The sequence below is a fragment of the Streptomyces sp. NPDC002889 genome, assembly GCF_042888425.1.
Classification (GTDB): Bacteria; Actinomycetota; Actinomycetes; order Streptomycetales; family Streptomycetaceae; genus Streptomyces.
In genome coordinates this window covers 32,249-57,514 of sequence record NZ_JBIAPT010000025.1, presented here as the reverse complement: position 1 = coordinate 57,514, position 25,266 = coordinate 32,249, and the positions used below count along the sequence as shown (strand labels likewise).

At 70.0% G+C, this 25,266-nt stretch carries 33 protein-coding genes and 3 pseudogenes; 16 read left to right on the top strand and 20 right to left on the bottom strand.

Going from position 1 to position 25,266, the window contains the following annotated elements:
* The first annotated feature begins 172 nt into the window (after nt 1–172).
* Both galU and ACFYWI_RS30485 read left to right on the top strand, forming a co-directional pair.
* On the top strand, nt 173–1,081 hold the full coding sequence (gene galU / locus ACFYWI_RS30490; RefSeq protein ID WP_389238795.1) for a UTP--glucose-1-phosphate uridylyltransferase GalU: 909 nt from the start codon (nt 173–175) through the stop codon (nt 1,079–1,081).
* Nucleotides 1,082–1,497: 416 nt separating this feature from the next.
* On the top strand, nt 1,498–2,073 hold the full coding sequence (locus ACFYWI_RS30485; protein ID WP_389238684.1) for a hypothetical protein: 576 nt from the start codon (nt 1,498–1,500) through the stop codon (nt 2,071–2,073).
* Nucleotides 2,074–2,221: 148 nt separating this feature from the next.
* Here ACFYWI_RS30485 and ACFYWI_RS30480 read toward each other — a convergent pair whose 3' ends face one another.
* The 3 genes from ACFYWI_RS30480 to ACFYWI_RS30470 all read right to left on the bottom strand — a co-directional run bounded on the left by ACFYWI_RS30480 (nt 2,222) and on the right by ACFYWI_RS30470 (nt 4,071).
* Nucleotides 2,222–2,902 (bottom strand): DUF4230 domain-containing protein, encoded by a 681-nt coding sequence (locus tag ACFYWI_RS30480; RefSeq protein ID WP_389238682.1) that lies wholly within the window; start codon nt 2,900–2,902, stop codon nt 2,222–2,224.
* A 253-nt stretch (nt 2,903–3,155) separates the two neighbouring features.
* The gene (locus tag ACFYWI_RS30475; RefSeq protein ID WP_389238680.1) at nt 3,156–3,554 is read right to left on the bottom strand and encodes a DUF6221 family protein; all 399 of its coding nucleotides are present in this window, start codon (nt 3,552–3,554) and stop codon (nt 3,156–3,158) included.
* A 283-nt stretch (nt 3,555–3,837) separates the two neighbouring features.
* Nucleotides 3,838–4,071 carry a hypothetical protein gene (locus tag ACFYWI_RS30470; protein WP_389238678.1) on the bottom strand — a complete coding sequence of 78 codons (234 nt, stop codon included), beginning with the start codon at nt 4,069–4,071 and terminating at the stop codon, nt 3,838–3,840.
* 666 nt (nt 4,072–4,737) lie between these two features.
* On the opposite strand from ACFYWI_RS30470, the gene ACFYWI_RS30465 reads away from it, so the two are divergent.
* Together ACFYWI_RS30465 and ACFYWI_RS30460 are read left to right on the top strand one after the other, a co-directional pair.
* Entirely contained in the window at nt 4,738–5,859 is a 1,122-nt protein-coding gene (locus ACFYWI_RS30465; RefSeq protein WP_389238676.1) for a hypothetical protein, read from the top strand.
* Nucleotides 5,860–6,141: 282 nt separating this feature from the next.
* Nucleotides 6,142–6,408 carry a hypothetical protein gene (locus ACFYWI_RS30460; protein WP_389238793.1) on the top strand — a complete coding sequence of 89 codons (267 nt, stop codon included), beginning with the start codon at nt 6,142–6,144 and terminating at the stop codon, nt 6,406–6,408.
* Nucleotides 6,409–6,463: 55 nt separating this feature from the next.
* Here the strand turns inward: ACFYWI_RS30460 and ACFYWI_RS30455 are convergent, their stop codons facing one another.
* Together ACFYWI_RS30455 and ACFYWI_RS30450 are read right to left on the bottom strand one after the other, a co-directional pair.
* Nucleotides 6,464–7,777, bottom strand: a complete 1,314-nt coding sequence (locus tag ACFYWI_RS30455) for a DUF6777 domain-containing protein (RefSeq protein WP_389238674.1) — start codon at nt 7,775–7,777, stop codon at nt 6,464–6,466.
* Between the two features lie 572 nt (nt 7,778–8,349).
* Nucleotides 8,350–9,801 carry a DUF2079 domain-containing protein gene (locus ACFYWI_RS30450; protein WP_389238672.1) on the bottom strand — a complete coding sequence of 484 codons (1,452 nt, stop codon included), beginning with the start codon at nt 9,799–9,801 and terminating at the stop codon, nt 8,350–8,352.
* A 411-nt stretch (nt 9,802–10,212) separates the two neighbouring features.
* On the opposite strand from ACFYWI_RS30450, the pseudogene ACFYWI_RS30445 reads away from it, so the two are divergent.
* Nucleotides 10,213–10,266 (top strand): annotated as a pseudogene (locus ACFYWI_RS30445) (hypothetical protein); the annotation flags it as partial.
* A 126-nt stretch (nt 10,267–10,392) separates the two neighbouring features.
* On the opposite strand, the gene ACFYWI_RS30440 reads toward ACFYWI_RS30445, so the two are convergent.
* On the bottom strand, nt 10,393–10,569 hold the full coding sequence (locus ACFYWI_RS30440; protein WP_389238803.1) for a hypothetical protein: 177 nt from the start codon (nt 10,567–10,569) through the stop codon (nt 10,393–10,395).
* Nucleotides 10,570–10,732: 163 nt separating this feature from the next.
* Here ACFYWI_RS30440 and ACFYWI_RS30435 point away from each other — a divergent pair, with 163 nt between their 5' ends.
* On the top strand, nt 10,733–11,014 hold the full coding sequence (locus tag ACFYWI_RS30435) for a DUF1232 domain-containing protein (RefSeq protein ID WP_389238670.1): 282 nt from the start codon (nt 10,733–10,735) through the stop codon (nt 11,012–11,014).
* Between the two features lie 211 nt (nt 11,015–11,225).
* Here the strand turns inward: ACFYWI_RS30435 and ACFYWI_RS30430 are convergent.
* Nucleotides 11,226–11,327: pseudogene (locus ACFYWI_RS30430) on the bottom strand (hypothetical protein); the annotation flags it as partial.
* Between the two features lie 223 nt (nt 11,328–11,550).
* Nucleotides 11,551–11,745 (bottom strand): transposase, encoded by a 195-nt coding sequence (locus ACFYWI_RS30425; protein WP_389238791.1) that lies wholly within the window; start codon nt 11,743–11,745, stop codon nt 11,551–11,553.
* A 221-nt stretch (nt 11,746–11,966) separates the two neighbouring features.
* On the opposite strand from ACFYWI_RS30425, the gene ACFYWI_RS30420 reads away from it, so the two are divergent.
* Entirely contained in the window at nt 11,967–12,311 is a 345-nt protein-coding gene (locus ACFYWI_RS30420) for a hypothetical protein (protein ID WP_389238668.1), read from the top strand.
* Nucleotides 12,312–12,959: 648 nt separating this feature from the next.
* On the opposite strand, the gene ACFYWI_RS30415 is transcribed toward ACFYWI_RS30420, so the two are convergent.
* The 3 genes from ACFYWI_RS30415 to ACFYWI_RS30405 are packed head-to-tail and all read right to left on the bottom strand — an operon-like array spanning nt 12,960 to nt 13,949.
* On the bottom strand, nt 12,960–13,337 hold the full coding sequence (locus tag ACFYWI_RS30415; RefSeq protein WP_389238666.1) for a fic family toxin-antitoxin system, toxin component: 378 nt from the start codon (nt 13,335–13,337) through the stop codon (nt 12,960–12,962).
* Complete coding sequence (locus ACFYWI_RS30410; RefSeq protein ID WP_389238664.1) at nt 13,337–13,576, bottom strand: hypothetical protein; 240 nt, start codon at nt 13,574–13,576, stop codon at nt 13,337–13,339. The genes ACFYWI_RS30415 and ACFYWI_RS30410 overlap by 1 nt, the downstream gene beginning before the upstream one ends.
* A 19-nt stretch (nt 13,577–13,595) precedes the next feature.
* Complete coding sequence (locus ACFYWI_RS30405) at nt 13,596–13,949, bottom strand: ATP-binding protein (protein ID WP_389238662.1); 354 nt, start codon at nt 13,947–13,949, stop codon at nt 13,596–13,598.
* 907 nt (nt 13,950–14,856) lie between these two features.
* Here ACFYWI_RS30405 and ACFYWI_RS30400 point away from each other — a divergent pair.
* Nucleotides 14,857–15,192: a MerR family transcriptional regulator gene (locus tag ACFYWI_RS30400; protein WP_389238660.1), complete on the top strand. Its 336-nt coding sequence runs from the start codon at nt 14,857–14,859 to the stop codon at nt 15,190–15,192.
* 187 nt (nt 15,193–15,379) lie between these two features.
* Here ACFYWI_RS30400 and ACFYWI_RS30395 read toward each other — a convergent pair whose 3' ends face one another.
* From ACFYWI_RS30395 to ACFYWI_RS30385, 3 genes are all read right to left on the bottom strand, one after another.
* Nucleotides 15,380–15,814 (bottom strand): DUF2267 domain-containing protein, encoded by a 435-nt coding sequence (locus ACFYWI_RS30395; RefSeq protein WP_389238789.1) that lies wholly within the window; start codon nt 15,812–15,814, stop codon nt 15,380–15,382.
* 112 nt (nt 15,815–15,926) lie between these two features.
* A complete protein-coding gene (locus tag ACFYWI_RS30390) occupies nt 15,927–16,322 on the bottom strand; it encodes a DUF2267 domain-containing protein (RefSeq protein WP_389238658.1) in 396 nt (131 codons plus the stop codon).
* A 109-nt stretch (nt 16,323–16,431) separates the two neighbouring features.
* Nucleotides 16,432–16,866 (bottom strand): Hsp20/alpha crystallin family protein, encoded by a 435-nt coding sequence (locus tag ACFYWI_RS30385; protein WP_389238654.1) that lies wholly within the window; start codon nt 16,864–16,866, stop codon nt 16,432–16,434.
* A gap of 127 nt (nt 16,867–16,993) precedes the next feature.
* Between ACFYWI_RS30385 and ACFYWI_RS30380 the strand changes: the two genes are divergently transcribed.
* The gene (locus ACFYWI_RS30380; protein WP_389238652.1) at nt 16,994–17,641 is read left to right on the top strand and encodes a type III effector protein; all 648 of its coding nucleotides are present in this window, start codon (nt 16,994–16,996) and stop codon (nt 17,639–17,641) included.
* A gap of 44 nt (nt 17,642–17,685) precedes the next feature.
* Here the strand turns inward: ACFYWI_RS30380 and ACFYWI_RS30375 are convergent.
* A pseudogene (locus ACFYWI_RS30375) lies at nt 17,686–17,799 on the bottom strand (transposase); the annotation flags it as partial.
* 668 nt (nt 17,800–18,467) lie between these two features.
* Here ACFYWI_RS30375 and ACFYWI_RS30370 point away from each other — a divergent pair.
* The gene (locus ACFYWI_RS30370; RefSeq protein ID WP_389238650.1) at nt 18,468–18,965 is read left to right on the top strand and encodes a hypothetical protein; all 498 of its coding nucleotides are present in this window, start codon (nt 18,468–18,470) and stop codon (nt 18,963–18,965) included.
* 21 nt (nt 18,966–18,986) lie between these two features.
* Here the strand turns inward: ACFYWI_RS30370 and ACFYWI_RS30365 are convergent, their stop codons facing one another.
* Both ACFYWI_RS30365 and ACFYWI_RS30360 read right to left on the bottom strand, forming a co-directional pair.
* The gene (locus ACFYWI_RS30365) at nt 18,987–19,856 is read right to left on the bottom strand and encodes an IS5 family transposase (RefSeq protein ID WP_389238648.1); all 870 of its coding nucleotides are present in this window, start codon (nt 19,854–19,856) and stop codon (nt 18,987–18,989) included.
* A gap of 28 nt (nt 19,857–19,884) precedes the next feature.
* The gene (locus ACFYWI_RS30360) at nt 19,885–20,358 is read right to left on the bottom strand and encodes a hypothetical protein (protein WP_389238787.1); all 474 of its coding nucleotides are present in this window, start codon (nt 20,356–20,358) and stop codon (nt 19,885–19,887) included.
* A gap of 51 nt (nt 20,359–20,409) precedes the next feature.
* On the opposite strand from ACFYWI_RS30360, the gene ACFYWI_RS30355 reads away from it, so the two are divergent.
* From ACFYWI_RS30355 to ACFYWI_RS30345, 3 genes are all read left to right on the top strand, one after another.
* Nucleotides 20,410–20,733: a hypothetical protein gene (locus tag ACFYWI_RS30355; RefSeq protein WP_389238646.1), complete on the top strand. Its 324-nt coding sequence runs from the start codon at nt 20,410–20,412 to the stop codon at nt 20,731–20,733.
* A 198-nt stretch (nt 20,734–20,931) separates the two neighbouring features.
* Nucleotides 20,932–21,192, top strand: a complete 261-nt coding sequence (locus ACFYWI_RS30350) for a type II toxin-antitoxin system Phd/YefM family antitoxin (protein ID WP_389238644.1) — start codon at nt 20,932–20,934, stop codon at nt 21,190–21,192.
* Complete coding sequence (locus ACFYWI_RS30345; protein WP_389238642.1) at nt 21,189–21,434, top strand: type II toxin-antitoxin system RelE/ParE family toxin; 246 nt, start codon at nt 21,189–21,191, stop codon at nt 21,432–21,434. The genes ACFYWI_RS30350 and ACFYWI_RS30345 overlap by 4 nt, the downstream gene beginning before the upstream one ends.
* 206 nt (nt 21,435–21,640) lie before the next feature.
* Here the strand turns inward: ACFYWI_RS30345 and ACFYWI_RS30340 are convergent, their stop codons facing one another.
* Both ACFYWI_RS30340 and ACFYWI_RS30335 read right to left on the bottom strand, forming a co-directional pair.
* A complete protein-coding gene (locus ACFYWI_RS30340) occupies nt 21,641–22,030 on the bottom strand; it encodes a fic family toxin-antitoxin system, toxin component (RefSeq protein ID WP_389238640.1) in 390 nt (129 codons plus the stop codon).
* The gene (locus tag ACFYWI_RS30335; protein ID WP_389238638.1) at nt 22,027–22,323 is read right to left on the bottom strand and encodes a DUF1778 domain-containing protein; all 297 of its coding nucleotides are present in this window, start codon (nt 22,321–22,323) and stop codon (nt 22,027–22,029) included. The genes ACFYWI_RS30340 and ACFYWI_RS30335 overlap by 4 nt, the downstream gene beginning before the upstream one ends.
* Nucleotides 22,324–22,953: 630 nt before the next feature.
* Between ACFYWI_RS30335 and ACFYWI_RS30330 the strand changes: the two genes are divergently transcribed.
* Complete coding sequence (locus ACFYWI_RS30330) at nt 22,954–23,295, top strand: hypothetical protein (protein WP_389238636.1); 342 nt, start codon at nt 22,954–22,956, stop codon at nt 23,293–23,295.
* A gap of 71 nt (nt 23,296–23,366) precedes the next feature.
* Complete coding sequence (locus tag ACFYWI_RS30325) at nt 23,367–24,182, top strand: hypothetical protein (RefSeq protein WP_389238634.1); 816 nt, start codon at nt 23,367–23,369, stop codon at nt 24,180–24,182.
* 34 nt (nt 24,183–24,216) lie between these two features.
* Here the strand turns inward: ACFYWI_RS30325 and ACFYWI_RS30320 are convergent, their stop codons facing one another.
* Nucleotides 24,217–24,354 carry a hypothetical protein gene (locus tag ACFYWI_RS30320; RefSeq protein ID WP_389238632.1) on the bottom strand — a complete coding sequence of 46 codons (138 nt, stop codon included), beginning with the start codon at nt 24,352–24,354 and terminating at the stop codon, nt 24,217–24,219.
* Nucleotides 24,355–24,588: 234 nt separating this feature from the next.
* On the opposite strand from ACFYWI_RS30320, the gene ACFYWI_RS30315 reads away from it, so the two are divergent.
* Entirely contained in the window at nt 24,589–24,873 is a 285-nt protein-coding gene (locus ACFYWI_RS30315) for a WhiB family transcriptional regulator (protein ID WP_389238785.1), read from the top strand.
* Nucleotides 24,874–25,266 lie beyond the last annotated feature (393 nt).

Sequence of the window (25,266 nt, the reverse complement as noted above, 5' to 3'; positions counted from 1 at the left end):
ACCTTTTCCGCCCGTGCGTTACAAGAATGTTTCGTTTGGCCTGATTAAAGGAGTGAACACGACAAGAACGGGCAAACCGGACCGAGGTGCGGGGGTTCGGCATCTATCATGTGCGCGCACTGTGAAGAGAATGAGGAGGGGGCGCGGCCATGTACTGGCCGTGCGTACGTACATGAGCCTTCGCGATACCCACGTCCAGCCTGTGGTCAAGGCGGTCGTCCCGGCCGCCGGCCTCGGCACCAGATTCCTTCCGGCGACGAAAGCCACGCCCAAGGAAATGCTTCCGGTGGTGGACAAGCCGGCAATCCAGTACGTCGTCGAAGAAGCCGCTTCGGCCGGTCTCACCGATGTGCTGATGATCACGGGACGGAACAAGCGGGCGCTGGAGGACCATTTCGACCGCGCCCATGAGCTGGAATCCCTGCTCCAGGAAAAGGGAGACACGGCAAAGCTGGAACTGGTCAGGAAATCCAGCTGTCTTGCCACCGTTCACTACGCGCGCCAGCAAAACCCCAAGGGGCTCGGACACGCAGTGCTGTGCGCCGAGGCGCACGTGGGGGACCAGCCGTTCGCCGTGCTGCTCGGTGACGACCTGATCGATCCCCGCGATCCCCTCCTCGCCCGGATGATCGAGATCCGGCAGCAGCTCGGCGGCAGCGTCGTGGCACTGATGCCCGTCCCGGACGACCGGATCCACCTCTACGGCGCGGCCGCCGTACAGCCCTCGCCCGCCGGCGACGACGTACGCCGGCTCACCGCACTGGTGGAGAAGCCGGCCCCGGGCAGCGCGCCCAGCAACCTCGCGGTCATCGGCCGCTATCTGCTGGACCCCGAGATCTTCGCCGTCCTGCGTGAGACCCCGCCCGGACGCGGCGGAGAGATCCAGCTGACCGACGCCCTGCACACGCTCGCGTCCCACGACTCCCACGGCCCCGTCCACGGGGTCGTGTTCGAGGGCCGCCGCTACGACACCGGCGACCGGGGCGACTACCTGCGGGCACAGGTCCAGCTGGCCGTTGAGCATCCCGAGCTCGGGCCCGCGTTCAGTAACTGGCTGCGCACGTACGCCACCGCGCTCTGACCCGCCGGGGCCCGGCGGCTCGCTGCCCGGCCGGGCAGCGAGGCCGGCGCCACCCGACGCCGGCCGCCGGCCCGCCCGGGCGCCCGCCATGACCGAAGGCCGCCCGGCCCGTTCACGGCCGCCGGCCGCCGGCCGCCGGCCCGCCCGGCACCGGGACGCTGCCCGGCCGCCGCGCCTTCCCCGGCGCCCAGAGGCATCCTGACGGCACAGGCCTGCACGGCCGGGAGCCTTGACGCCCGGCGGGGGCTGCACCCGAGGCCGGCTGCCGGATCGGTGCGCGGCGCGATGGTCTGCCGTTCGCGCATTCACGACAATGTGGCGCTGTCGGTGGCCGAAATGCGGAAGCGGCGCAACTCGCGCGCTGCCCGGCCGTCTCACTGCGTGTACCTGTACGTCTCAATGTCGAGGAGTGGGTCATGAAACGGTTGTGGGCAGCGGGCGCGGCGCTCGTGCTGGCGGGAGCGGGCCTGATGAGCGCGGCGGGGACGGCCGGCGCCGCGCCGCACCGGGCGGAGGCGCCAGCGCCGGCCACCGCCTGCTCGACCGTCTGGGGCAGCGGCGTCAAGTCGGCCACGGACGCGGACGCCAAGCCCCTGAGGAACATCACCACGAGCCGGACCACGTGCTACGACCGCATGGTTTTCGACATCAGCGGGGCCACGGGCAGGCTCGGCTATCACGTCGGCTATGTCGAGGCGTTCCATCAGGACGGCTCCGGTGACCCCATCCCGGTCCGCGGGGGCGCCATTCTCCAGATCTACCTCTCCGCACCCAGCTACGACCCGGTGACGCTCCGCCAGACCTACACCGGCAGGGCCGGGAAGCCGCTGCCGGGTGTGAATCTCACCGGGTACCAGACGTTCACGGACACCAGGTTCGGGGCGAGCTTCGAGGGACAGACGCAGGTCGGCCTCGGCGTCCGGGCCAGACTGCCCTTCCGGGTGCTCCAGTCGGGCGACAAACTGATCGTGGATGTGGCCCACAGGTGGTGACCCTCGCCGGCTGACGCCACGGGTCCCGGACAGATCACCCGATCCCGTCCGGGGCCGCTGCGGTGCTCCACCGGATACGGCACTGACGACCGGTGCGGCCACTGTTGGCGACGGAAGGCCCCGGGCCGCCGGACCAGGCCGCCCGCCGTCACCCGTACACGACGCTCACCTGCCGGAATCCGAGGGAGCGCAGCAGGCCCTCCAGCATGGACGCGGTGTTCTTCTCCGCCCGCGCGGTGAGCCCGCTGTCCTTCGCCGCCTCGCCGATGCGCTGTGCCGCGAGCCGGTTCACCGCGCGTTCGTCGGCGGGGTTGTCGGAGAACAGATCTCCGAGACGGTCCAGGAGCCCGCGCTGCTTGGACACCGCGTACGACCGTTCGGGGTCGAGGGCAGGCGCCCCCAGACGGGCGTGCGGAAGGCGGAGTGTGGCCGCCGTACGGTCCTTGTCGACACTGACGCTGTCCTGGCCGAGCGAGCCGAGATCCACGTACGCGCTGACGCTGCCCGCCCCCACGTACAGGGTGCGGGTGCCGCGGATCGCGTCCGGGAGGAACCTGGCGTCCTTCTCCAGGTCCACGACGATCTGGAAGTTGCCCGACGCTCCCTCGTAACGGTTCATGTCCTTGATGGACTTGAGCAGGGCGGGCCCCGACCGGTCCTTCGTCTCCTCGCCGAAGACGTCGTCGAATCCGGGCAGCAGACTGAAGCGTCCGGCGAGGACCACCACAACCAGGACCAGCAGCAGGGCGGCCGGCACGGACAGCCACCACGGCAGCCGCAGCCGGCGGGCGGCGCGCGGGCGCTCGGTATCGCAGGCAGGTGTCGTCACCCTCTTCGTGTGCCCCGGGCCGCACGCGGCACGCAGCGGACCGTCGGACGCGATACGCGTGGTACCCCTCGTCCCGGGGGAGGCGGCCGCCGGGCAAGGGCGGCCGGGCCGAAGTCCGGCCGCGGCGCCCGGTGTTCGGGTGCAGCCGGGGCTGCCCATGGCCGGGGGAGGAGCCGGCAGGGCGGTGAGGCTCCGAGGAACAGGGGGACACCGAGCATCATCACCGTTCGGGTTCCTCATACCTGTGCGGGCGTCATCGGATGAACCGGGGGAGCCATTTCGCTTTGTAGTCCGGGTGCCAGGCGTATTCGGCGGCCAGTTGGCGTACTGCGAAGCCGAGTCCGACGGCACGGCCGGAGGTGTAGTCGTCGTCCGGGCGGTCGGTGTCCCGGTCGGCCACTTCGGTGTACTCGCCGAGCAGGACGCGGCTGGTTTCGATGCGGGCCAGCGTGCGAGCCGGGTCCTGGAGCGCGATGTGCCGGTCGTAGCCGGCTCCTCTGACCGTGAACGCGATACCGGAGGTCCTGTCGTGGACCTCTCCGGGCACGTCGGCCGGGCACCTCCAGCTCGCGCCGCCGGCGTCCCGCGCGACCTGCTCCTCCTCGGTGAGCCGCGCCTCGATGAAGGCCACCATGTCTGTGTTGCCGGCCATGCGACGGTGCTTCCTCTCGTGACGTGCTGTGCGGTGACTGCCGGGGTCATTGTGGGGGACCGTGGACCTGGTGATCCAGTCGTCTCCCGCGCACGTCGACGGCCGGCGCAAGATGGCCAACAAGGGCGGCCGGCCAGTACCCGCTCGCGGTGCTGTCCGGCTGCGTCGTCTACGCCGGCCCGGGCCCTCGCCGCTGGACTTCCTGCCCCGCACCCCGGACGGCAAGCCGTTGCCCGGCAGCAGATCCGGTGGGTCTCGGATCGGGGTTGTTCGTGCTGGCTCCCTAGTCTCCGGGCCGGTGTGTGATCTTGATTCGGATGCGGTGTCCGTCTGCTCGCTGCTCGATGACTTCGACCTGTCCTGCTTCGGCGATTGCTTCGGCGACGGCGGCCAGGTGCTGCCGCTGGACCTGCTCGTGCCGGGTTCGCCACCGCAGGCGCAGCCACAGGGCCATCAGCACACAGGACTTGCCGGCAATGACGGAGACGATGGTGACAATGACCGTGGCTGTGTCCATGGGCGGTCACTCCTTGTTCAAGCGCGGCCCGAGCCCGCGGTGGGGCGCGGCGTGGGCCGTGAGTCGGAAAGGACGTCAGGGGCGGACCGGCCGACGCAGAGCAGCTCGGCCCGATGGGGCTGAGCGCGATCACGGTGACGTGGGAGGCAGGCCGGGGGTTCGGGCGGGTCGGTGGGTGAACGGCGGCCGGAGCACGCCCCGGAGCTCTTCCGGCTCTCGCGGGTTCGACGCGCACGGCGCATCGGGCCGAAGCGGCGCGGGGTGAGGAACTGGCTGGGCATGATGGGCTCGTACCTTTCCGTGCAGTGACTGCTCCGTTGAGTCACCACAACGGTGGGGCCCGGCCCGGCAGGTGCGTCAGCGGGATCAACCGGAAATCTTCGCGCGCCAGGGGGGAATCAACCGGGCGCGGGTTACGGGGGGAACAGCGTGGCCGAGCCGCCACCGCAGAAGGCGCGTAGGTATCGAGGCACGGGACGGCCGACGAACCCTGTCGACCCGGACCTGCCGGTGGAGGTCCGCAGCTGGGTGCAGGAAATGCGGGACCTGGTCATCTCCCCTCTGCACGCTCACGGGTGGCCGCTGGAGCGTCTTGCTCACGAGCTTGCGCGCCGGGTCCGCACCACCGGCGGTGACGGGCCGGCACCGGGCGAGAAGCCGAGGGGCGTGAGCAAGACGACGCTGCAGCGGTGGGTCGCGGGAGCCCGGCTCCCCACCCGCGACATCGTGCAGCACCTGGTCGATCTGGCGGCCGAACATCTCCCCGAGCCCCCGGGCCCGGCCGAGTACGAGGGGCTGTGGAAGAGCTACGAGACGGCTCTGGCCAAGAAGAAGCCCGTCCTGCACCAGTTCTACGTCCTGATGCGAGCCCGGGACGAGGCGCTGGCCCGGGCGGTGAGCGCCGAGGCTCGCAGTGCCCGCCTGACCGCGGACATGGAACGGGTGGAGCGGGAGCTCGCCGCCGTGCGCAACCAGCTGGACCGACAGCGTCAGGCCACCGACTCAGAACTCGGGACGCTCGGCAGGCGCCTTGGGCAGATGCAGGAGGAGTGCGCCCAAGCGCTGCGTACGGTCGAGGGCTTGCAGCACCAACTGGATGCTGCCTCCCGGGAGCTGACGGCGGCACGGCAGACGCTGATCGAGCGGGACGCCGAACTCGCCCGGTGGATCCAGGAAACCCGGCGCAGCGCCCTGTGGAGACGCATCTGGCGTCTTCGCCCGGCCCGCGGGCACGCGGCCGACGGGACGGACGTACTGGAGGACATCCTGGACGAGTACAACGCCGGCGCCCTGCCCGAGGCCCTTGTCCCCGGCCCGGGAACTACCTCCGGCCCCCTTCTGCCGGCCCCTGACAGCGGCACCCGCAGCAACCTGAAGAAGTACACCGGCTCCTTGGCGAGGAGCTGCGCCGGTGTGACACTGACTGCCGCGGTACCCGTGGTGGCCGGGGTGGGGGGAGCCGGATTCTCCAGCCTGCTCCCCATCCCCAACGCTGCCGGCCTGGCCGCGGGCTTTCTCGGGCTCCTGGCCAGCACGCTCGTCTTCTGCAGCTTGTTGGCAGTGCCGGGCTTCGCCGTCATGATGAGCCTTCTGGGCGACGACCTGGCAGAGCGGACACTCCCGCTGCTCGCCCGGGCCGTGGTGGGCACGTCTGTGCTCGTCTTCGTCCTTGGACTCGTGGAGCCGCAATGGCTGGGACCGCTGGGGGACTGGGCGAGGACTCTGGCCACCGCCGAGCAGACCTCCAACCCGTCCTGCATATCCGGCCCTTACCGGTACTGGTGCTGACTACCGTCGAACTCGAAGCGTTGCCTGCGCCCGGCTGTACCCCGATCTCGGACCCGCTACCACTGTCCAGATGCAGGGCGCTCGGCGGCCGGGACAGGCCTCCACGTCCCGGTCGGCAGCTTCCGAGGGCGGGGCCGCCTGCACCGGCCCCTGGGCACGCGCCACCGGGCAGGGCGGACCGAACCCGGCCGGGATGGGCCTGGGATGCTGTGGGCGGCGGAACCTGCCGACGTGGCCCGCTGCGGCCGCGGCTTGTCAGTGGTGATCGCGATGCTGGTGGACATGGACGAGTTGATGCGCGGCCGGGTGTACGGCGCCGACCATGAAGATCCCGATCCGGGCCCGCAACCGGGGCATGTCTACCGGGAGTTGGTGGCAGGTCCGCTGGACGGGCTGCTGCTGGACGTCACCGGCTGGAGCGCGGCAGAACTCGCCGCCGGCGCGGCACTGCGCACCGAGATCGGTGCGTTCGGGGCCGGCGGCAGAGCAACGTACGGGCCACGGGCCGGTGACGGGCGACTCTGGGACTGGACCGGTGACATCCGGTAAGCGCCGGGGCCGTCGGTGAGCAGGCGGCGCTCCCCGTACCCCGGGGCCGCCTCCTTCAGTTCGACGGCGCAGCCGGGGTTTGTGGCGCAGCCGGGGTTTGTGGCGGGGCCGGGGTTTGTGCCTCGTTCGGGGTGTGCGGCTGGGTGAGGCGTTGCGGGTCGCTCGGGGTGTGTGTCTGGTCCGGGGTGGGTGTCTGTTCCGGGGTGTGCGGGCGGGTGAGGTTGTGCGGATGGTCCGGGGATTGCGAGGGGGAGGGGGTTTGCGGCTGGCGCGGGGACAGCGTGTCCTCGTCCTTCGCCTTGCCCTTCTCTTTCTGCCTGCCCGTCTCCTTGCCGGTGGGCTCCTCGGGCGATCCGGGAGAGGACGGGGGCAGCACCGGGAACGGAGATCCGGGGGGGTGGTCCTTCGGACGGGGGACCTTCCGGTCATTGCTGCCGAGCAGGTCTCCGCTCGGGCGTTCGAACCACCCCTTGCGGTCCTGGTCGAACATGGTGACGGTCTTCATGGGCTTGCCGGCGGGTGTGACCGCAACGAGGCGGGAGGGCTGGAACGACGACCACTGCCGGCCGGTGTACGTCGGCGTGTCCTTGCCGGCGACGGGCCGGGCCAGGGGGTTGCCGCAGGCGCAGCGGACGCGCGGTACGCCGCGGTCGTCGACCAGCACGGCCGTGCCGGCCTGCAGGACCGCCTGGTAGTCGGCGGCCGCGCCGTTCTTGTACCCGTGGTTGGTGACCCGGGTGTCCCACTCCAGCCGAGCGGACGTCAGCGACCTCAGATAGGAGGGGATTTCGGGCTGCCGGATGCCCAGGGCGCCGGCGAAGGCCTTCCCTTTGCCCCTGTTCTGCGCAAGGAACTTGATCTGCTTCTCGACGTCGCAGCTCGCGACGCTCTGCGTGCCCCCGTACAGCCCGGGGTGCGAACCGCTGACCTCGAGGGAGCCGGTGCCGTTCACGTCGGCCGTCCACCTGCCACGGGTTGCCGGCGGGGCTCCGGCGCGCTCGGCTTCCCGCACGGTCGATGGGGTGAACGGATCGCGGTCGGCCGCCGAGGCGGGCTGGAGGAAGATCTCCCCGCCGCTCTTGTCCCCGCCCAGGAGTGTGAAGGAGAGGATGAGCCCCGTCACCACGACCACCGCAGTGCCGGCGCACACCAGGGTGCCGCGCGCCCGCCACCAGGACGACTGCCCCTCGTGGCGCCCGCCCGGGCCGCCCGGTTCGCCGGCGACGACCGGTGGGCCGGGAGGCCCTGGTGGGGGCGGAGGCCCCGGCGTCCCCGACGGCTGCACATGTGCCGGCCGGCCGGACGGACCGGACAGCGGACCGGACGGCGGGCCGGTGGGGCGCTCGGACGGAGGAGGTGGGGAACTCACGAAACTCTCCTCGAACTCGGGGCATCGGAAAATGACGATGATGCGGGGAGGGCCACCGCTCTGAGCGAGCCCACGTCTCAAGTAAGCCGAGGCCCCCGGATCGCGTCATGCCGCTGCTTTTCGGGACTTGACAGACGGCAGCGGTCGCGAGAGGCGCGACATGACCACCGGGCCGGGCCCGGGCGCGCCCGGCCGCCCGGCCATCGCCCCGGGACGCCGCAGGGCCTGCTGCACCGGTGCGGCGTCTGCCGCCACACGCTGCACGACGGGTGCGCCGGCGTACCGCGCTGTGTGCTGCCAGCGGTGACCGGGGTGGGTCCGGCTCCGCAAAGCCGCCGCTGGTCACGCAGGTGCCGGCCCCGGGCCGTGCGCAGTCACCTCGCACGGGCGCCCGAAGAGCACGGCTGCGTCCACGACGACGACGGACGCGTCCCGAGCCGCAGGCGCCGGGGGTTTTCGCACCGCACAAGATCAAGCGCTCAGTCAGGGCACCCGCGCCCTGCCCCGGTGGCCGGGCACGCCGCTTTCGCGAACCGGCCTGCGCGCGGTGACCGGTGGTCCTCTTCAGGGCGCTACGGCCGGTGCAGCAGCAGATAGTCCCCGGCATGTCCCTCACGACGGTAACCCCGGGCCATGGCCTGCTCGATCAGCCGGGCCTGCTGCTCGCTGCCGACAGGAAAGTCGCGCGGGGCGGTGGTGTCGACGATGATCCACTGCGGGTCGGGCCGGCTGCCCGGCAGGCCGAACTCGGTGACGGTGGTACGGCCCGACAGCTGGGGGACCAGGAGGTTGGAAGCCGCGACGGTGGCCCCGTCGGGGATGCGGGCCAGGAGCTGGCGTGCGGCCGCGACCCGGGCGGGGGTACGCCAGGTGCCCGGCTGGACGGCCTGGAACAGCGGGAACGGCGGCAGCAGCAGCGCGGTCACCACCGCGACCACGATCAGCGTATGCCGCAGCAGCCGCCGGCCGACGGGCTTGCGGACGAGGCCGTCGACCAGCGCCGCGAACACGACCGGCATCAGCACCGCGCTGTACTGGAAGCGGGTTTCCCAGTACAGAAAGTTGTCCGACGAGAAACGCCACAGCAGGGTGGGGGCGGCAGCCCATACCAGCGGCGACCTCAGGGCCATGAAGGCGGTGGGGGCCATCAGCAGCACCAGCGTGGTGGATTTGGGGTCGGGAGCGGCGACCAGGCCGACCGTCCAGCGGTAGACCAGCGACGCGAAGCCGCCGGACACCCCCGACACGTAGTCCAGGTAGGGGTAGTGCCCGGCGGGGTTGAAGGCGGGGATGACGACCAGGACCTCAAGGAGCGTGCCGGCAACGCCCGCGAGGGCGGTCGCCGTCCCAAGCCTGCGCCCGCCGCGCCACGCGATGAGCAGGCCGATGACCGCGACGGTCAGCCCGAGGTCCTCCTTCACCAGCAGCAGCCCCAGCGCCCACAGCGCAGCCGCCCGCAGCCGTCCCTGCCCCAGCGCGCACAGCGAGAACGACACGAGCGGCACGGCGAAGGCGATCTCGTGGAAGTCGAACCCGACCGCGGAGGCGATCCCCCAGGACAGGCCGTAGCCCAGGCCTACGATCCACGCGGCCGCCGGCCCCAGGGCCCGCAGCGCCCACCGGGACAGCGGCACCACGGCTGCCGCCATCAGCAGGGCCTGCGCCAGCAGCAGCACGTACGGGGAAGGCCACAGCCGGTAGAACGGGGCCAGCGTGGCCACGATGGGGGAGAAGTGGTCACCGAGCCCGATGTAGCCGGGCCCCTTCAGCTCCACCACCGGCAGGTGCCCGTGGGCGTACGAGCGCACCGTCTGCTCGAAGATTCCCAGGTCGTAGCCGGACGTCAGCATCCGCTGGTGCATCCGCACCGAGACGGCCGCGTACACGGCAGCAAGGAATCCCAGCAGGGCCCACGGCGACCAGCGGACCCACCCCCTGGCCGGCGACAGGTACCTCCGGCCGGCAGCAAGGACCTCGGCCAAACGGCCCTGCCCGCGGCGCGGCAGCCCCGGCTCAGCAGGCACGCCGGACCTCCCAGGCTCGGAAGCAGGCGCAGAGCAGCCGTGGCCGCTTCCCGGGTTCATCCGATCGTCAGCACCTCGGCCCGCGCAGATCCGACTGCCCCGCCGGGTAGGAAGACCCGGGCCGGCGCCTGCCGGAGGCATCGCGCAGGAATGACCACCCGGGCGGGCAGCCGCACGCCCCCGGGGCCGGCGAAGGGCGCCGTCGGAGCCTAACTGTTCGACCGGTGCACACCGGCCATTGCGGTTCTCGCGTGTTCGACGGCAGAGTCCCGGCCTGCGGTCGGGCGCGGGCGATGCGGCCGAGTTGCCCGGCATCATCAGTGCCGGCCTGCGTGAGCACATCCCGGTGCGCGACGTGCTGGATGGCAGCGGAGTTCGTGGATTACCGCGAGCCGGTACGGCCCGACCATCGTGTGCGGCACAGGGCACGTCGGCGGCTACCCGGTCGGTGTGCTGATCAACGACGGCTTTCTGTTCCCCGAAAACGCTCAGAAGGCCGCCGACTTCATCGCGCTCTGTGTGCAGCGCGAACATCAACGGCTTCATGGTGGGTGCCGAGTACGAGGCGGCCGGTATCGCCAAGCACGGTGCCTAGCTGGTCAACGCCGTCTCCTGGGCCAAGGTGCCCAGGTTCAGCGGCAGTTTCGGGGCCGGGAACTTCGCCAGGTGCGGCCGTTCGAGGGGGCCGCGGATGATGGCGATGTGGCCACTCGATGTGGAGTACGTGGCTGTCCACGCCGAGTTGCTCTCCCCCAACCTGACGCGCATCGAGCACACGGCGCGCGGGCCAGCGGGGCACGGCCGCCGATGCCTCGCGCCGGAGTCGGCACCGCTCCCTGTACCACCGCGTCCTGCCGCCGAGCGGGTGAAAGCGCTCAAGGGTCCGTGGAGTGGGCCGACTCACCGCACTCGGCCGGGGTACAGGAAGCTCATGGATGACGTCCTCTGGTGGGTCCTCGGCACGGTCGTCCTCGCCATGGCGATCGGTGCCGCCTGGTTGCTGTTCCGTGTGGTCAGGGCTCGCAGAGTGCTGCTCGATGCCGGAGTGCCGTTCAGGGACAAGGCCCTGTTCTGGACGGCCGTGCTCTACACCGTGTCGCCCGTCGACGTGCTGCCCGACCCGGTGTACCTCGACGACATCGGCGTCCTGATGCTTGCGCTCCGCGCCCTGCACGCGGCCGCTCGGCAGGAGACGCGGGAGAAGCACGGATGACGATGTCCTGACGGGGCATCCGATGCACGCACCCGAAGGACGCTGCCGCGCCCCGTGCCCGACGCGGTACGTCGTGGATGCAGTCGCTCAGACCGCCGTGTGCTGCAGCAAGTGGCGGACCGTGATGGTTGGAAGTGTCGTTCCCCGCTCCGGGCACCACCCCGGGCAGCAGGCCCTCCCCAGTCCGGTCGAGGGACAGCCTGCCCTCACCCGCCAGTTGCAGCACGACGGTGGGGATGAACGTCTTGGTGGTGCTGCCCAGACGCAGGTCGCCGGCGTCCGGAACCGGGCGGTGCGTGACCAGGTTCCCCACCCCGGAGCGGTCCGCGACCGTGCCACGCGGAGCCTCGAGGCGAACGCCGCTCCGGCGACCCCGGTATCCCGCAGCGCGTCGGCGTCACGCTGCCCACTCCACCTCGCGGCCAGGGGGAGACGCGGCTTGTTCGCAGCGGTGACCGCGACCACCGGGAGCAGGCCGAGACAGCCTTGCCCGAAGGCGCGAAGCGCCGGAGTTCGCTGCGCCTGCGCAGTGACGGTCAGACGGGCCGCTTCTGCCCCTCGATGTACTGGCGGATCACCGTCAGCGGTGCTCCGCCGCAGCTTCCGGCGGAGTAGGAGCGGGACCAGAACACCGACCCCATGCCGATGCGGTTGATACGGCCGGTGTACTCGGCGCGCAGGTACCGGGAGCTGACTCCCTTGCGGCTGTTGATCAGCTTGGACAGGGCAATCTTCGGCGGGTCGCACGGACAGGCAGTCGCGGGGTGCCTGCCGTGCCCCGGCCGTGTCGGAGGGTTTTGGCTTCTATCAGGGGCCCCTCCCGTCCGTCAAGTCCCGAAATGCAGGGTCATGACCGGTGTGCCCGGTTCAGGGCTTACTGGAGTCACGGGTTCACCGGAGCAGCCGGACCACCTGGAACCCCCATTCCCCCACACACACCAAGGAGACCACCATGATCCGCACCACTCGGACCCAGCGCCTGGCCGTCATCACCGCCACCACCGCCCTGGCCGCCGGAGGCGTCATGCTCTCCTCCACGGCCCAGGCCGCCCCGGCCCACACCGCCCCCACGACCACGATCAGCAACCACCACGATGACCACAAGGACTGGTCCAAGAAGAAGCACAAGCCCAAGAAGAGCACCAAGAAGACCACCGTCACCAAGCGCACCACGATCATCCGCCCTGACGGCACCGTCATCATCAAGGAGAAGACCAAGACCACCGAACGCAGCAAGGGTCTCCACAAGTCCAGCGCCCGCCTCGGCGACGACCGCACCACCAAGAACAGCCGCTGACCCCACGGCGACCATGTCTCCGGGCCGACGGACCACCACCGCCGGCCCGGAACGCTGCGCGGAGAGCCGGACGAGCAAACCGCCCATCACCAGGTTGACCAACGTCCCCGGGCAGTACACCTAGGACAGCCTCCCTTGTCGTGCTGGTGCGGGGGGGCCCGTTCATGGTCGAGGCCCTGGACCGACGGCCAGCCCGGCGGCTCTTTCGAGAAAATCGCAGCCGAGCACGGTCACACGGCACTGCCGGCTGACAAGGGCGCCCACCGCGGCCGCAGTCCGGTCTCGCGGCCCAAGAGTGCGCCGCACGACATCGTCCAGCATCGGGCCGGGGTGCTGCGGTGGAAGCCGGGGCTGGAGTCTTTGATCGTGCCGGCTTTCCTAGAGCAGGGCGAGCAGCCGGAGGGGATATTCACCTCCGGGAGTTACCGCCGACAGGAGGCAGGAGGCAACAGTCGTGCCGGGCCCGGAGGCTAGGAACCCCGTTTCGGGCCACGAAGAAAGTAACGGGGTGGCACCCCGGCACCTGTGCCGTTGTCGGGAGCAGGAGGTTGCCCGCGGCCCAGAGCGTTGATCCGCGGGCCTCACGATCATGCCCCGAGCCGGACGCTTCTGTCTCACGCTCGGCCGGATCAGGAAGACGGGACGTGATCAGGTGGCGGTGGGCCAGGAGCGCAGCAGTGCGGCGATCTGCGCGGCGGTGCAGGAAGGGTCAAGGAGCAGGTCCCGCAGGGCGATTGCGTCGTCGCGGGTGGGTTTGGCGGGGATGCCGGCGGCTTCCAGATACATGACGCCGGTGGCAGCCGCGACGGCCATGTTGGAGCGCTCGAGCCAGCGGCACCGCCCCAAGGTGTGCACCAGTGCGGCAGCTTTGGCGTAGGGGCCATCGTAGACGGGTTGTTCGAACAACTCGGCTCGGTGGCGCGCGACGGCGGATACAGGGACTCCGTAGTCGTCGGGGGCGGGGTCGTGCGCGCCGGCCACCTCGGCGACCTGCAGGATCCAGGGGACGTCGATGTGCAGTTCCATCAGGCGGCGCAGACTCCCGCAGAAGTCTGCTGGGCGTCCTCGGCCTCGTCGAAGACGTCCTGGTGCTCGGCAAGGAAGCGGGCGGCCGCATCCACCGCGCGGGCGCGCAGGCCGCTGGCATCGTCCTGCACGAGGCGCGCCAGGTAGTCCCCGATGCTCAGACCGAGGTCTGCGGCCCGCTGTTTTGCGAGTTCCGCGACGTCCTGATCGACGCGTGCGCCCAGCTGTGTCTTCGCCATACGCAAATGGTAACATCTGTTACCAGGCTGGGGGTACCTGCAGTCCGCGCATGTGGCGTCGCCGGTCGGCCCGCATCGGCCAGCGCGGTCTTCCGGGCACGCCGTGGATGTCGCTCAGACCGGCCTGAGGGCTGCGGTCGTGCACGGCCACCTCGATGCTGTCCGGGTGCGCGGTCAGGTCCAGGGTGCAGGTGCCGCCGCCGTGACGCAGGGCGTTGGTGACGAGCTCCGAAACGACCAGGACCACGGTGTCGGCGGCCTCGGCTGCAATCGCCGGTACGAGAGCTTCGAGGAAGTCCCGGGCGCTGTCGCGTGCGTCGGCGACGGATGTCGCGGAGCGGAGGGTTGCGACGTTGACGCTCATCGGGTCCATCAGGTCACTCTGGTCTCTGGATCGTCAATGCCCGGTCCTGTTTGCCCGGGACCTGTGCCCCGGCCTGCGGCCCCTCAACCCGGCTTGCTCCCGCCCTCCATCGCTGTTCGAGGTCGATTACCTCACCGCCGAACACGCGAAAATCTATGTCGGCCGGAGTAGACATTGGGCGGAGGTGTCGTTATGTTTTCTCTCGTAGCCCAGAGAGACCGCAGAGCCCGGCAGAGACGAACTGCCGGGCAGCAGTACCCGCAGTTGCAGTTCGCAGGACGGTGCGGTGGTGGAGTTCCGAAGCCAGGGTTGTCGCAGGAAGGCGACGGGACTGACGACCGGACCGGGTGGCCCGCAGTGATCAGGGGCCGCCGTGAGCAGGACCGCAGTTAACGCAGTGGCAGTACCCGCAAGTGCAGTTCGCAGTACCCAGCAGTGAAGTCAGTGAGCAGCACCTCGGTGAAGGCGTCGGCTGCGGACGCGCGCACCGGGAGGTTCGGCAGTGGGGTTCTAAGCCAGAGCAGACGCAAGAGAGGCGACGGGGCTGGCTGTCGAAGAGTGGCGCTCTCGCAGGCCACTGAGCAGTTCGCATCACCAGCAGTACGCAGGAGAGCAGTACCAGCAGTACGCAGTCCCCGCTTGGTAAGCAGTTATCACCGAGGGAAGAACGGAGGAACCCGCGCCATCAGGATCGCCCGGGCGGAAGTCATGAGCCCGGGTACCGCAGGACATCGATAGTGAGGTGGTCTCCGGTCAAGCAACCGCGATCCCCGCATTCCCCGTCCTCTCCCGGGCGGGCGTGCGGACACAGAAGGCCGGCGCAGTACCAGGGCCGGCAGATGGTGTAGCAGTTCCTTCGGGGCCCTGGTGCCATAACGGCACCAGGGCCCCTCCACGCGTTCCACAGAGAGGTGCAATGACAGCAGACGACTCGTACGGCCGTCTCGACGACGACGACTACCCCGCCTACACCATGGGCCGGGCCGCCGAGATGCTCGGCACCACCCAGGGCTTCCTCCGCGCCATCGGCGAAGCCCGCCTCATCACCCCGCTCCGCTCCGCAGGCGGACACCGCCGCTACTCCCGCTACCAGCTGCGTATCGCGGCCCGCGCCCGGGAACTCGTCGACCAGGGCACCCCCATCGAGGCCGCCTGCCGCATCATCATCCTCGAAGACCAGCTCGAAGAAGCCCAGCGCATCAACGCCGAATACCGCCGCGGTGTCGAGCCGCGCAGCACGGCGGACACCTGATCCGTCGCCAGTCAGAAAGCCGGCAGGGCGTATCCCTTGACCGCGCACGGCCGACGGCAGAATGACGGCCCGGCCGGCCGCAGCCCGCAGGAAGGGCTCCGACCATGTCATCGTCGGAGCCCCTTGTCAGTTCAGACCCCGCCCTGGGCCACTACTGCCGGCCCGCCCCGTTTCTGCCTGGAACCGGTCATGCGGCCCGGGTGAGTTCCGCGCGGCCGAACAGCAGGGCGTACCCGGACGGGAGCTGGGCGAGGACGCGGTCCAGGAGGCCGGGGCCGGCCAGGTGGGCGACGACGGCGAGGACGGCTCCGGTGTCCCAGCGCCCGGTGGCAGGGGTGCCGCCTGTGCGGGTGGCCAGGTCCTTGACGAAAGCCCAGCCGGTGAGCGGTTGACGGTCGGGAATCTGGCTGGTGAATTCGAGGGCGGCCTCGGCGGGGAGGCAGGCGGCGAGGTCGGCGCGTTCGTCGCCGGTGAGCTGACGGCCCAGGGCCGCCAGCACCGCACGCGTGACGTCCTCGGCCCGCTCCCGGCTGGGATACGCGCCTTCGTACCGGATCCTTTCCACCATCTGGTGAAACGTCATGCCGGGCCGGGCAGCGGCCGGTTCACGCAGCGGAAGCATCGGAGGCTGGTTGCCTTTCTCGTCCAAGGGCGTTTTCGCCGGCGGGGAGGGCCGGCCGGGTGAGCGTCGGCCGGCCCTGCTGATGGTGCGAGCGGGTCACGCTTTTCTGGGCTCAGGTGTGCTGGGGGCGGCCGAAGAGGAGGTCGTAGCCCGGTGGGAGCTGAAGCAGGATGCGGCGGGTGAGTTCCTCGCCCGCCGCATCGGCGGTCACACTCAGCACGGCGCTGACGTCCCAGGCCGCGGTCCGTTCGGTGGCTCCCTCGATCCACGCCGCAGTAGCCCGCAGGAACCGCTCCGGCGCGAGCGGCTCGGTGGCCTGCAGCGGATTGAGCAGAACCAGGGCGAAGGTCTCCGGGAGCCTGGCAGCCAGCTCCGCCCGGACCTCACCCACCAGATGCGCGCCCAGCAGCGCCAAAACCGTACGCGCAGCCCGCTCGGCTTCCTGGGGTGTGGCGTACTCGCCGCGTTCCTGCACGTGATCGAGGAATGCTTCCCATCGCATAGCCACCACTGCCCCCTTTTGCATCGTGGTGCGAAGGACGGAGTGCGGAGGACGGGACCAGAGGGGGAGATCGATGCCCGTCCTCCGCCGTCGGAGCGGTCGAGAAACCGCTTCCTCAGCCGCTGATCTGCTTGTGCTCGGACTCCCCGCCGATCGCAATCTTGCGGGGCTTGGCGCGCTCGGCGATCGGGATGCGCAGGGTCAGCACCCCTGCCTCGTAGTCGGCCGTGATGCGCTCGGTGTCCAGGGTGTCGGCCAGCACCAGCTGGCGGGAGAAGACGCCCAGCGGCCGCTCGGAGAGCTCCAACTGCACGTCGTCCGCCTTCACGACCGGGCGGCGCTCGGCCTTGACGGTGAGCATGTTCCGCTCGACATCGATGTCGATCGCGTCCTTCGCGACACCGGGCAGGTCGAGGGCGATCACGTACTCCTCACCCTCCCGGTAGGCATCCATCGGCATTGCCGAGGGCCTGGTCCAGGTGCCGGTCACCCCCGTCAGCTGCTGAGCGAGCCGGTCGAGTTCGCGGAACGGGTCAGTGCGCATCAACATCGCGAAAACACCTCCACAGGTCTGGCAGGAACTGCCAATGCGCTTCGTCTGACACCGTTGTAACATGTCATCCAAACGATGACAAGAGACACGTCATCCAAAGGGTGACACTCCTGAAAGGGCCTCCATGACCGCTTCCTCCGCGCCCCGTGACCCCACCCCGTTCTTCGCCGCCGCGGCAGCGCTGAACACGATCGACCAGGCCGTCCGCACCGCCCAGAGCGGAACCGGAACGCACCCGCAGGACGGGCAGGCCAGTGCGGACCAGGCCCTGGCCGCACTCCTCCTCCTGCGTGAACTGCGCGACCAGCTCGCAGGATGGGAACCCGGCCTGATCGAGGCAGCCCGGGCAGCGGGCTCCAGCTGGGCGGACCTGGCCCATCCCCTGGGCGTCGCCAGCCGCCAAGCCGCAGAGCGGCGCTACCTGCGTGTCCGCCCCGGAGCCCCCGGCGCCACCGGCGAACAACGCGTACAGGCCACCCGCAGCCGCCGCGCCGCCGACCGCACCGTCACCGCCTGGGCCCGGACCAACGCCGCCGACCTACGCCAACTCGCCGGTCAAATCACCGCCCTCACCGACCTCCCCGCCCCGGCCCACGCCCCCCTGGCCCGTCTCGCCGAAGCCCTCGCCGACAACGACGCCGCCAACCTCATCGGCCCACTCGCTGACACCCACACCCATCTCAAGGCCAACCACCCCGACCTCGCAGCCCGCATCGACACCATCACCCACAACGCCGACCGGCTCCGCCAGGCCGACAGCGACCACCGCTGAACCACCCACCTGACATCCGGCACGGGGACCCGGATACCACTATCACTGTCGGTGATCGTGGAGATGGTCTGCTTGGACACCTGAGCCCCGTAGACCTCGGCCAGATGCGCGGAGATCTCCCCGTGGGTGAGGCCCTTCGCGGACAAGGAGAGCACCAGGGGGCACGGCGGGTGGCATCAGGCGGTTGCAAACGGGGGTTGGACGCCCCGGGTGAGTAGCCGGTGAAGGCCCACAGTGCGTCGCCGACGGTGGCGAAGAGCGGCAGGCGAATAAAAAGTTCCTTGACCGCGGAATACGTAGAGGGGATGTGTTTAGGTTGGCAACCCGCCCACAAGACCCCTGACTTGGGCGATCGCAGCGATGACCTGTAGGTGCACCGCAGTTCGGGTGTGTTTGGTGGGGTGGTTCACCTGGGAGGTGAACACCTGGGACCGGTGGCTGTGGTGCTCTGCGGGTGTTGGTCACGTTCGGTGCGTGGACAGATCGTTCGTGGCTGAACGTGGCCCCATGGGTGTCAACTGACCTGTCCAGGCGGGTGGTTGTCGATTCCCGAAATGCGCAGCCGCGTCGTCTCGTGGTCAGGAATGGGACAGGTGGTGGGGGAGTCGAGTGAGGATGAGGCGGGCATCGGCGCGGACGTTGCACTCGCTGACGATGCGGCGGTACTGGTGAAGCTGCCCAGTTCTAGGGCGTGTTTCAAAAGCGTCGGCCAGTCACCGATGTCATCGTCCGCTACGAGGCCATAGCGTGCTCTGACACGCCAACATGCACCGATGCTATGTTCCCATCGCGGATCGAACGGCAGTTGCTGGGCACGGGGGCTGGGGTGGCTTTGCTGGAAGCGCTGATCGCGACCGCTACGGGAGCGGCCTCGGCGACCGTGGGAGTGCTGGTAGGCGGGGTCGTCACCAGACGAGGCCAGGACCACCAGTGGTCGCGGGATCAGCAGCTGGTTGCTTACCAGGAACTCCTCAGCCACTACGCCAAGTTCACGATGGTGATCAAGCGCGCACACGCCGACCGTTGCGGCTGGGACTACGACTGGGCCGAATGGAGCGCCGTTCTGACGCGGGTCAGCTTGGTCGCTCCCGCAGAGGTTGCGGCAGAGGTCGACAGCTTTGGTCAGTCGGTCGACCGCTTCTTGGACCGCGTCGCGCGAGAAGTCGATCCGGTCCGTACGCCACTCGGCGAAGAGGAGTTCCGGGAGGCCAGCGCGGAGGTGGCTCAGGCGCAGATGCGTCTGGTCAATGCGATGCGGCGGTCGCTGGGAGGGAGACGGAAGGCGCTGACCTTCTGGATTGGAGGGTCACACGCTGGCCCATAGATTCGCGGATCGTTGTAACGATCACAGCCATTCGTTGATGACGATGGTGACCGTGGCCTCGTAGCGGACCGCCAGCTTGTCGTACCTCGTGGCCACGGCTCGATGACGCTTGAGGCGGTTGATCCCGCACTCGATCGCGTGGCGCTCGCGGTAGTCGGCCTTATCGAACTTCGGCGGGCGACCGCCGCAGGCACCGAGCTTCTTGCGGTTGCGGATCTGGTCGGTCTTCTCTGGAATCGTGCAGCGGATCCCGCGTCTGCGCAGGTAGTCGCGGTTGGCTCGGGACCCGTAGGCCTTGTCTGCCCGCACCCGGTCCGGTCTGCGGCGCGGTCTGCCGACGCCTACGCGGGGCACCTGGATGCGCTCCAGGACTGGCTGGAACTGGGGACTGTCGTGCCACTGGCCAGCGGTGACCAGGAAGGAGAGCGGCTTCTGTCCGTGCTCGACCGCCAGATGTACCTTCGTGGTCAGTCCACCGCGTGAGCGTCCGAGCCCGTGGTCGGCGGGCTCGACCACGACTCCGCCTGGTTTGTCCCGCTGCAGGTCCCTTTTACGGGCGCCGGCCGCATGCTGATGCGCCCGCGCGACCGTGGAGTCCACGCTCACATCCCAGGTGATCAGGCCTTTCGCGTCGGCCTGGGCCTGCAACTGGGTGAGGATCCGGCTCCAGGTGCCGTCGCGCTGCCAGCGTCGGAAGAGACCGTAAACGGTCTCCCACTCTCCATAGCGTGCGGGAACGTCGCGCCAGGGCGCACCAGTCCGCGTCCGCCAGCGTATGCCGTTGATCAGCTGCCGCTTGGACCAAACCGGAGGCCGCCCTGGCTTCTTGCCCACCGGCAACAGCGGCTCCAGCCTGGCCCATTGCTCGCTCGTCAGATCTCCACGCCCCACGAGTGGATCATGACAGACCTTGATCCACTTATGAAACAGGCCCTAGTTTGCAGGCGCAGGGTGACGGTGCCTTCGCCGATGCCCCGGCGGGGGCCGTCCTGTTCGGTGTAGAGGCGGTAGAGAGTGTTGGGCCAGTGGCCGGGGTCGGGGTCCTGCCGCCCATAAATGGATCAGATACTCCGGCCGGGACACGTGCGTGTTCTTGAAGGCTGGTCTTGAGGTCTGAGTGGCTGGATGGGCGATGTCTCACCCAGACCTTCATCTGACCATCATTCCGCTCAGCGGCCGCCGCTGGTGGCGAGGGCGCTGATGAGCGTCTGGCGGAGCTGCGTCGTGCGGCGTGGTCGATTCCGGCGAAGACTTCCGCCTCGACGGCTGCCGCGAGGGCGTCTGCCTGTTCCAGGAGTCGCGTGCCGGTGTCGGTGAGGGTGATGCTCTGCCGCCGGCGGTCGCGCGGGTCTCGCCGGCGCTCCAGCAGGCCGCGCTGTTCGAGCTCGTCCATCAGGGTCACCACGATCGCGGGCAGCACGCCGAGAGCAGTGGCCAGTTCCAGTTGGGCCACCAAGGCCTTCGTCTGTCGTACTCCGAAGCCCTCTGGGCCGAGACGCGTGCCTGCGGTGTGGATGTGCTGGCCCTGTGCCCCGGTGCGACCCAGACCTCGTTCTTCGACGTCGTGGGCACCGACGCGGGGTCTGTCGGCAAGCGGCAGACCCCGCAGCAGGTCGTGGCCACCGGCCTGCGTGCCCTCGCCCGCCGTCGGCCATCCGTCGTCAGCGGCCGCGCCAATGCCCTGCTGGCCAAACTGCCCCGGCTGTTCCCGCGAGTGGTCAGCGTCAAGGTGGCGGGAGGCAGCCTGCGCCCCGCCAAAGCAGCGTGACCGCGCCCGGCCGGACTCACGCGCGGCGTAGGCCACCACGCATGCCTTCGGGCTGGCCACCACGGGAGACCACGCCCACCTGGCGAGGCATCTACTAGGCGATAAAGGGCAATCCGCCCTCATTGAACGCCCTCTGAGCGGGCGGCAAGCGCAACGAAGGGCGTGGCAAGAAGTGCACACTTCCGTAAGCTGGTGTGCATGACTGATATGACCTACTCGATTGTGGAAGCCCGTGCCCGACTGGGTGCCATCGCGCGCGAGGTCAGCGCCACCCGTGAGCCGGTCGCCATCACCGATCACGGACAGACCATCGCGGTACTGATCAGCCCCGCCGACGCCCTGGAGCTGCAGGAGATGCGGGCGCTGGCCGCCTACCGCGCGCGCCAGGCCCGGGGCGAGAGCGCAGGCGTCCCGCACGACGAGGCGTACCGCCGCGTGTTCGGCGGAGCTGAGGCGTGAGCTACGAGGTCATCTGGGAGCCGGAGGCCCTCGCCCAGGCGGAGCGGTTTGCCAAGGACGATCCCGCCGGGGTGCGGCAGGTGTTCGCCGCCGTCGATCGCCTCGCTGACGAACCGCGGCCCGAGGGCGCGTTCGGCAGTACCGACGTGCTGCGCATCCACGTCGGGATCTACCGCGTGATGTACGAGATCAGCGACCAGCAGGTCCGCGTCAGCGTCATCCACCTCGGCCGCCTGCGCTGAACGCCCGAGGGGGGCGGCCTCGTCCGTGAGGCCCCTCTTTCGCGTTTTGTTCCCCGGCTCAGAACAGGAGAGGGGGCGGGGCTGGAAGGAGTAACCGGTCCCTTTGACCCGGCGTGCTCGATACGGGGCGACCACACGAGGCGAACCGCGGGTTCTTCACGGGCGCCGGCGCGGCTTCTGGTCTTCGCTGCTGTTCGCTGGACAGGTCAGCCGTTGGTCCAGTCGCGGAGTTGACGGGCGATGCGGGGGACGCCGAGTACGCCTTGGGCGGCGTCGCGGACGAGGGCGAGGGCGTCCTTGGGCTCGTAGGTGAGGTGGCGTCCGTTGAGGGCGAGGTAGGCCTCGGTGGAGTGCCAGGCGAACGCCTCGTTCGAGTGTTCCAGGCAGGGGAGCTTGGCCAGGGTCTGCAGCAGGGCGGCGGCCTTGAGGTTCAGGGTGGCGTAGATGTCGCGTTCCATGGCGCGGGCGTTGACCCGCGCCACCGCCGCGTACAGCGGGCCGAGGTCGTCGACCTGCGGGTCACCGGGCAGGAGCTCGGCGGCGTGGAGCAGGTAGGCGACGTCGAGCAAAAGCGGTTCGGGTTCGGGCTGACTCACGCGGCCCGGCCCTGCTCCGACTGCTCCAACTCGGCGAAAGCCTGCTGCTCGGCGGCCCGCTGCTCCGCCGAGGGGTCGGTGGTGCTGGGCTCGGCGGCGAACACCGCGCCGCTGCGCGCCATCGACGCCCGGAAGCTGTCGAGGAAGCGGCCTTCGACGGCGGTGGCGCGGTCGTAGGCGGCGGAGAGGATGTACTCCTGCATGCTCACCCCTTCCTGCCGGGCGGCGGCGGCGATCGCGGCCCGCTGCTCGGGGTCGGGGAAACGCAGGTTCATGGCCTTCTGCTCCGTCATGACACCAACGGTACCAGCGGTACCACGCCGGGCCCAGGGTGTTTCCCGGAGCCACCCCGTGACCCGCCGCGCCCTGTGGTTCGCAGACGGGGGAGCGCATGCAACGTCTGGGATTCAACGGTGGAAGGGCGGGCGGACCGCCCGTTTCGTAGCCGGGGGTGTGGCTCGTAGCGTCGTGGGAGTGCCTGGACAGGCCGGGCGACCGGGTGCGAGGAGCTGGCGGGATGGGACGCATCAGCATCGGCAGTGATCGTCTGGGGCGGCTTCTGCCGGGTGGCGCCGGGGGATACGGGCGGTCGTATCAGCAGGCGTACGCCGAGATCGCGGCCACGCACCGGGCCCGGCCGGTGGGGGAGATCCTCCCCATGCTGCGCCGGGCCGCGGACGTCGCGTTGCTGGGGTTTCACGGAATCGGAGCTGCTGGAGCAGGCGCGGTGCGCTGCGCCGTTCGTGCTGTTCGGCGGTACGGTCCGCTTCCTCCGGGCCCCGGCCCGCGCTGACCGAACTGGTGTCGTGGGCGTGACCGCTGTCAGTGGTCGGGGGAAAGATTCCGATCATGACCATGACTGGGCCCTGCCCGCTTCACTGGTGGACACCCATCGTGTCGATCTGACCGACAGGTGGGCGTTCATGACGCACCACGTCGTGGCGACGCCGGCCGGGGACACGTACGCGCTGTCCGGGGCACGGCGCTACCGCGCGGAGGCCGTTGGCTCGACTGACCCCGCCGAGCAGAACTTCGGCTACCAGATGATCACCCGATACGCCCCCGACGGAACACCCACCGCCACCGCCCTGTTCGGGCAGCCGCGGCCGGACGGCAGCGCGTCGGCGATCGCGGAGGGAGAGGACGTGAACGTGGCGGTCCTCCCGGACGGGACGGTGGCTGTCAGCTCGACGCCGGGAAGCACCCACCTGATCTCCTCCGATCTGAGCCGGGTCCTGGCGTCCTGGCCGCTGCCCTGGGGCTGAGAGGAGGAGAAGGCGAGGACGGGCGATCCCTACGCCGCGTCGATAGCTGTCCCACCCTCGGGCCGCCTGCTGTGCAGACGTCCGAGTACGGGCTGAGCAACTGGGCCGGAGCGCACCTCAACGTCATCGCCCTCTCCGAACCCGGCAGCAGTCTTACCCCCGGCTCCAAGACCCCACTGCGGGCCCTCGCGACCCATGACTCGCGCACCGCCCGGCAGACCGACGCCGACCAGTACCCCCACGTCCGCTTCCGCAACGCGCCGGTGGGGCGCGGCAACCGCCCTTCGCCCTCGCTGACCGAGGTCCTGTCCAAGGACTCCCACAGCCCCTACGACTACCTCGACTCCACGATGGGCCGGCCGGCGCTGCTGGGCGACGACCTGCTCGTCGTCCCGGTCTTCGGAAAGATCTACCGTTCGGGCAACCGGGGCCAGGTCTTCTCCCTCGTGCGCTTCGACGACCAGGGAGCGGTGCGGGGCCCTCTGGAGGGGCTGGACCTGTACAAGGACAGCCCGTTCACCGGCTTCTGCTTCACCGTGGTGGCCGATCCGCACCGCGCGCGAGCCTTCCACCTCAACCGCTACGGCCTGTACGCGTGGAGCGCCGACGGCCGGCTGCGGTCCAGGATGTCCACCGAGGACAAGCCGTTCAAGGCCCTCACGCACTTCGCTCTGCTGCAGTGCACGCCCGCCGGCGAACTCCTCCTCGCCCACCGCAAGCAAAACCTGCTGCTCCGCGTGCCGGTGCCGGAGAACCTCGACGGCTTGACGGCCGCGGTGGAGGCCGCCCTGAAGGGCTACGGGACCGGGCGTACCGCGCTGAAGAAGCAGTGCAACCCGGTGAACTGGCACTGGGTGGATAACTCCGCCCAGGTGCACCACCTCTGAGACGCCCCCAGTGTTCTAGTCGGCACCACCACCCCTATGGCCGGGAGGTGGCGTCCGTACCGCCGCTGGCGGCCCGTGGTGGCTGCGGCGTCCGCTCGAGCTGGTACGCCTGGTACTGCGCGACGACGCGCAGCTTGTATAGGCGGGAGAGATTCGGCAGCGGCTCAGGCACCGGGGTGCGGTTCTGTGTGCAGGGCTGGGCTTCGCCGCGGACGCGGCCGAGCACGGCGCAGGCGGGCGGCGAGTCGGATCGACCCGTGGTTGAACGGCTGGCCGAGCGTGGTCGGCACTGGCCTGCGTGGTGTCGGCCAAATTTGCCGGGGGTGAACCGGCGGCGCTGTGGGTCCGTATTTACCTGGACAGCGGCGCGGGCTCGCCGCACAAGGCCTTGACGAGGAAGGACGCGATGACGCTGCGGTGGAGTGAACGGGCGGCCTGTCGTAGTGCGGATCCGGAGGAGTTGTTTGCCAAGGCACCGCAGCAGAAGAAGGCCAAGGCGGTCTGTGTCGCGTGTCCGGTACGGATCGAGTGTCTGGCCGAAGCGCTGGACAGCCGGGTCGCGTTCGGGGTGTGGGGCGGCATGACGGAGCGGGAACGCCGCACGCTGCTGCGCCGTAAGCCTGGTGTCACCTCCTGGCGCAGCGTGCTGGAGGGCGCTCGGCGCGCACACGAACGCCCACGCGCCGGCTGACCGCCCGCCGGTCTACCGGCTACCAGCGGGGTGTGTCTGGCCGGTTGCGCGGTCGTCTCCGCCGCCCTGCCGGCCGCCGCCGCAAGGCTGCGTCCGGGGTAGCCCGCCCGCTCCGTTCCTGTCGCGGAGGCCGGCCGCTGTCCTCCTCCTCGGGTGCGCGGCGGGTACGGGGCGCGGCGCCTTCGCGAGCGGCTGCCGCATCCGCTGGATGGTCCGCCGCCACCCGCCAGGGTGCTGCTCGCCCGGGTCGCAGCAGCCGGTGACCTGGGGGACCCAGGCGCGCTGCGGGAGGCACTGCACTGGTTCGGAATGCGTCGGCGGGGCCCGCTCGCCCAGTTGGGCCGCCTCGCACCCACCCCGACCTCCCGGGCCCGGATGCTGACGGCTCCGGGG

Bases quoted from the DNA above. Each gene is read 5' to 3' on its own strand.
- galU (WP_389238795.1), top strand. From the start codon at position 173: ATGAGCCTTCGCGATACCCACGTCCAGCCTGTGGTCAAGGCGGTCGTC.
- ACFYWI_RS30485 (WP_389238684.1), top strand. From the start codon at position 1,498: ATGAAACGGTTGTGGGCAGCGGGCGCGGCGCTCGTGCTGGCGGGAGCG.
- ACFYWI_RS30475 (WP_389238680.1), bottom strand. From the start codon at position 3,554: ATGGCCGGCAACACAGACATGGTGGCCTTCATCGAGGCGCGGCTCACC.
- ACFYWI_RS30470 (WP_389238678.1), bottom strand. From the start codon at position 4,071: ATGGACACAGCCACGGTCATTGTCACCATCGTCTCCGTCATTGCCGGC.
- ACFYWI_RS30460 (WP_389238793.1), top strand. From the start codon at position 6,142: ATGGACGAGTTGATGCGCGGCCGGGTGTACGGCGCCGACCATGAAGAT.
- ACFYWI_RS30440 (WP_389238803.1), bottom strand. From the start codon at position 10,569: ATGCGCGTCAGGTTGGGGGAGAGCAACTCGGCGTGGACAGCCACGTAC.
- ACFYWI_RS30435 (WP_389238670.1), top strand. From the start codon at position 10,733: ATGGATGACGTCCTCTGGTGGGTCCTCGGCACGGTCGTCCTCGCCATG.
- ACFYWI_RS30420 (WP_389238668.1), top strand. From the start codon at position 11,967: ATGATCCGCACCACTCGGACCCAGCGCCTGGCCGTCATCACCGCCACC.
- ACFYWI_RS30415 (WP_389238666.1), bottom strand. From the start codon at position 13,337: ATGGAACTGCACATCGACGTCCCCTGGATCCTGCAGGTCGCCGAGGTG.
- ACFYWI_RS30410 (WP_389238664.1), bottom strand. From the start codon at position 13,576: ATGGCGAAGACACAGCTGGGCGCACGCGTCGATCAGGACGTCGCGGAA.
- ACFYWI_RS30405 (WP_389238662.1), bottom strand. From the start codon at position 13,949: ATGGACCCGATGAGCGTCAACGTCGCAACCCTCCGCTCCGCGACATCC.
- ACFYWI_RS30400 (WP_389238660.1), top strand. From the start codon at position 14,857: ATGACAGCAGACGACTCGTACGGCCGTCTCGACGACGACGACTACCCC.
- ACFYWI_RS30395 (WP_389238789.1), bottom strand. From the start codon at position 15,814: ATGCTTCCGCTGCGTGAACCGGCCGCTGCCCGGCCCGGCATGACGTTT.
- ACFYWI_RS30385 (WP_389238654.1), bottom strand. From the start codon at position 16,866: ATGTTGATGCGCACTGACCCGTTCCGCGAACTCGACCGGCTCGCTCAG.
- ACFYWI_RS30380 (WP_389238652.1), top strand. From the start codon at position 16,994: ATGACCGCTTCCTCCGCGCCCCGTGACCCCACCCCGTTCTTCGCCGCC.
- ACFYWI_RS30360 (WP_389238787.1), bottom strand. From the start codon at position 20,358: ATGGACGAGCTCGAACAGCGCGGCCTGCTGGAGCGCCGGCGAGACCCG.
- ACFYWI_RS30350 (WP_389238644.1), top strand. From the start codon at position 20,932: ATGACTGATATGACCTACTCGATTGTGGAAGCCCGTGCCCGACTGGGT.
- ACFYWI_RS30335 (WP_389238638.1), bottom strand. From the start codon at position 22,323: ATGACGGAGCAGAAGGCCATGAACCTGCGTTTCCCCGACCCCGAGCAG.
- ACFYWI_RS30330 (WP_389238636.1), top strand. From the start codon at position 22,954: ATGACGCACCACGTCGTGGCGACGCCGGCCGGGGACACGTACGCGCTG.
- ACFYWI_RS30315 (WP_389238785.1), top strand. From the start codon at position 24,589: ATGACGCTGCGGTGGAGTGAACGGGCGGCCTGTCGTAGTGCGGATCCG.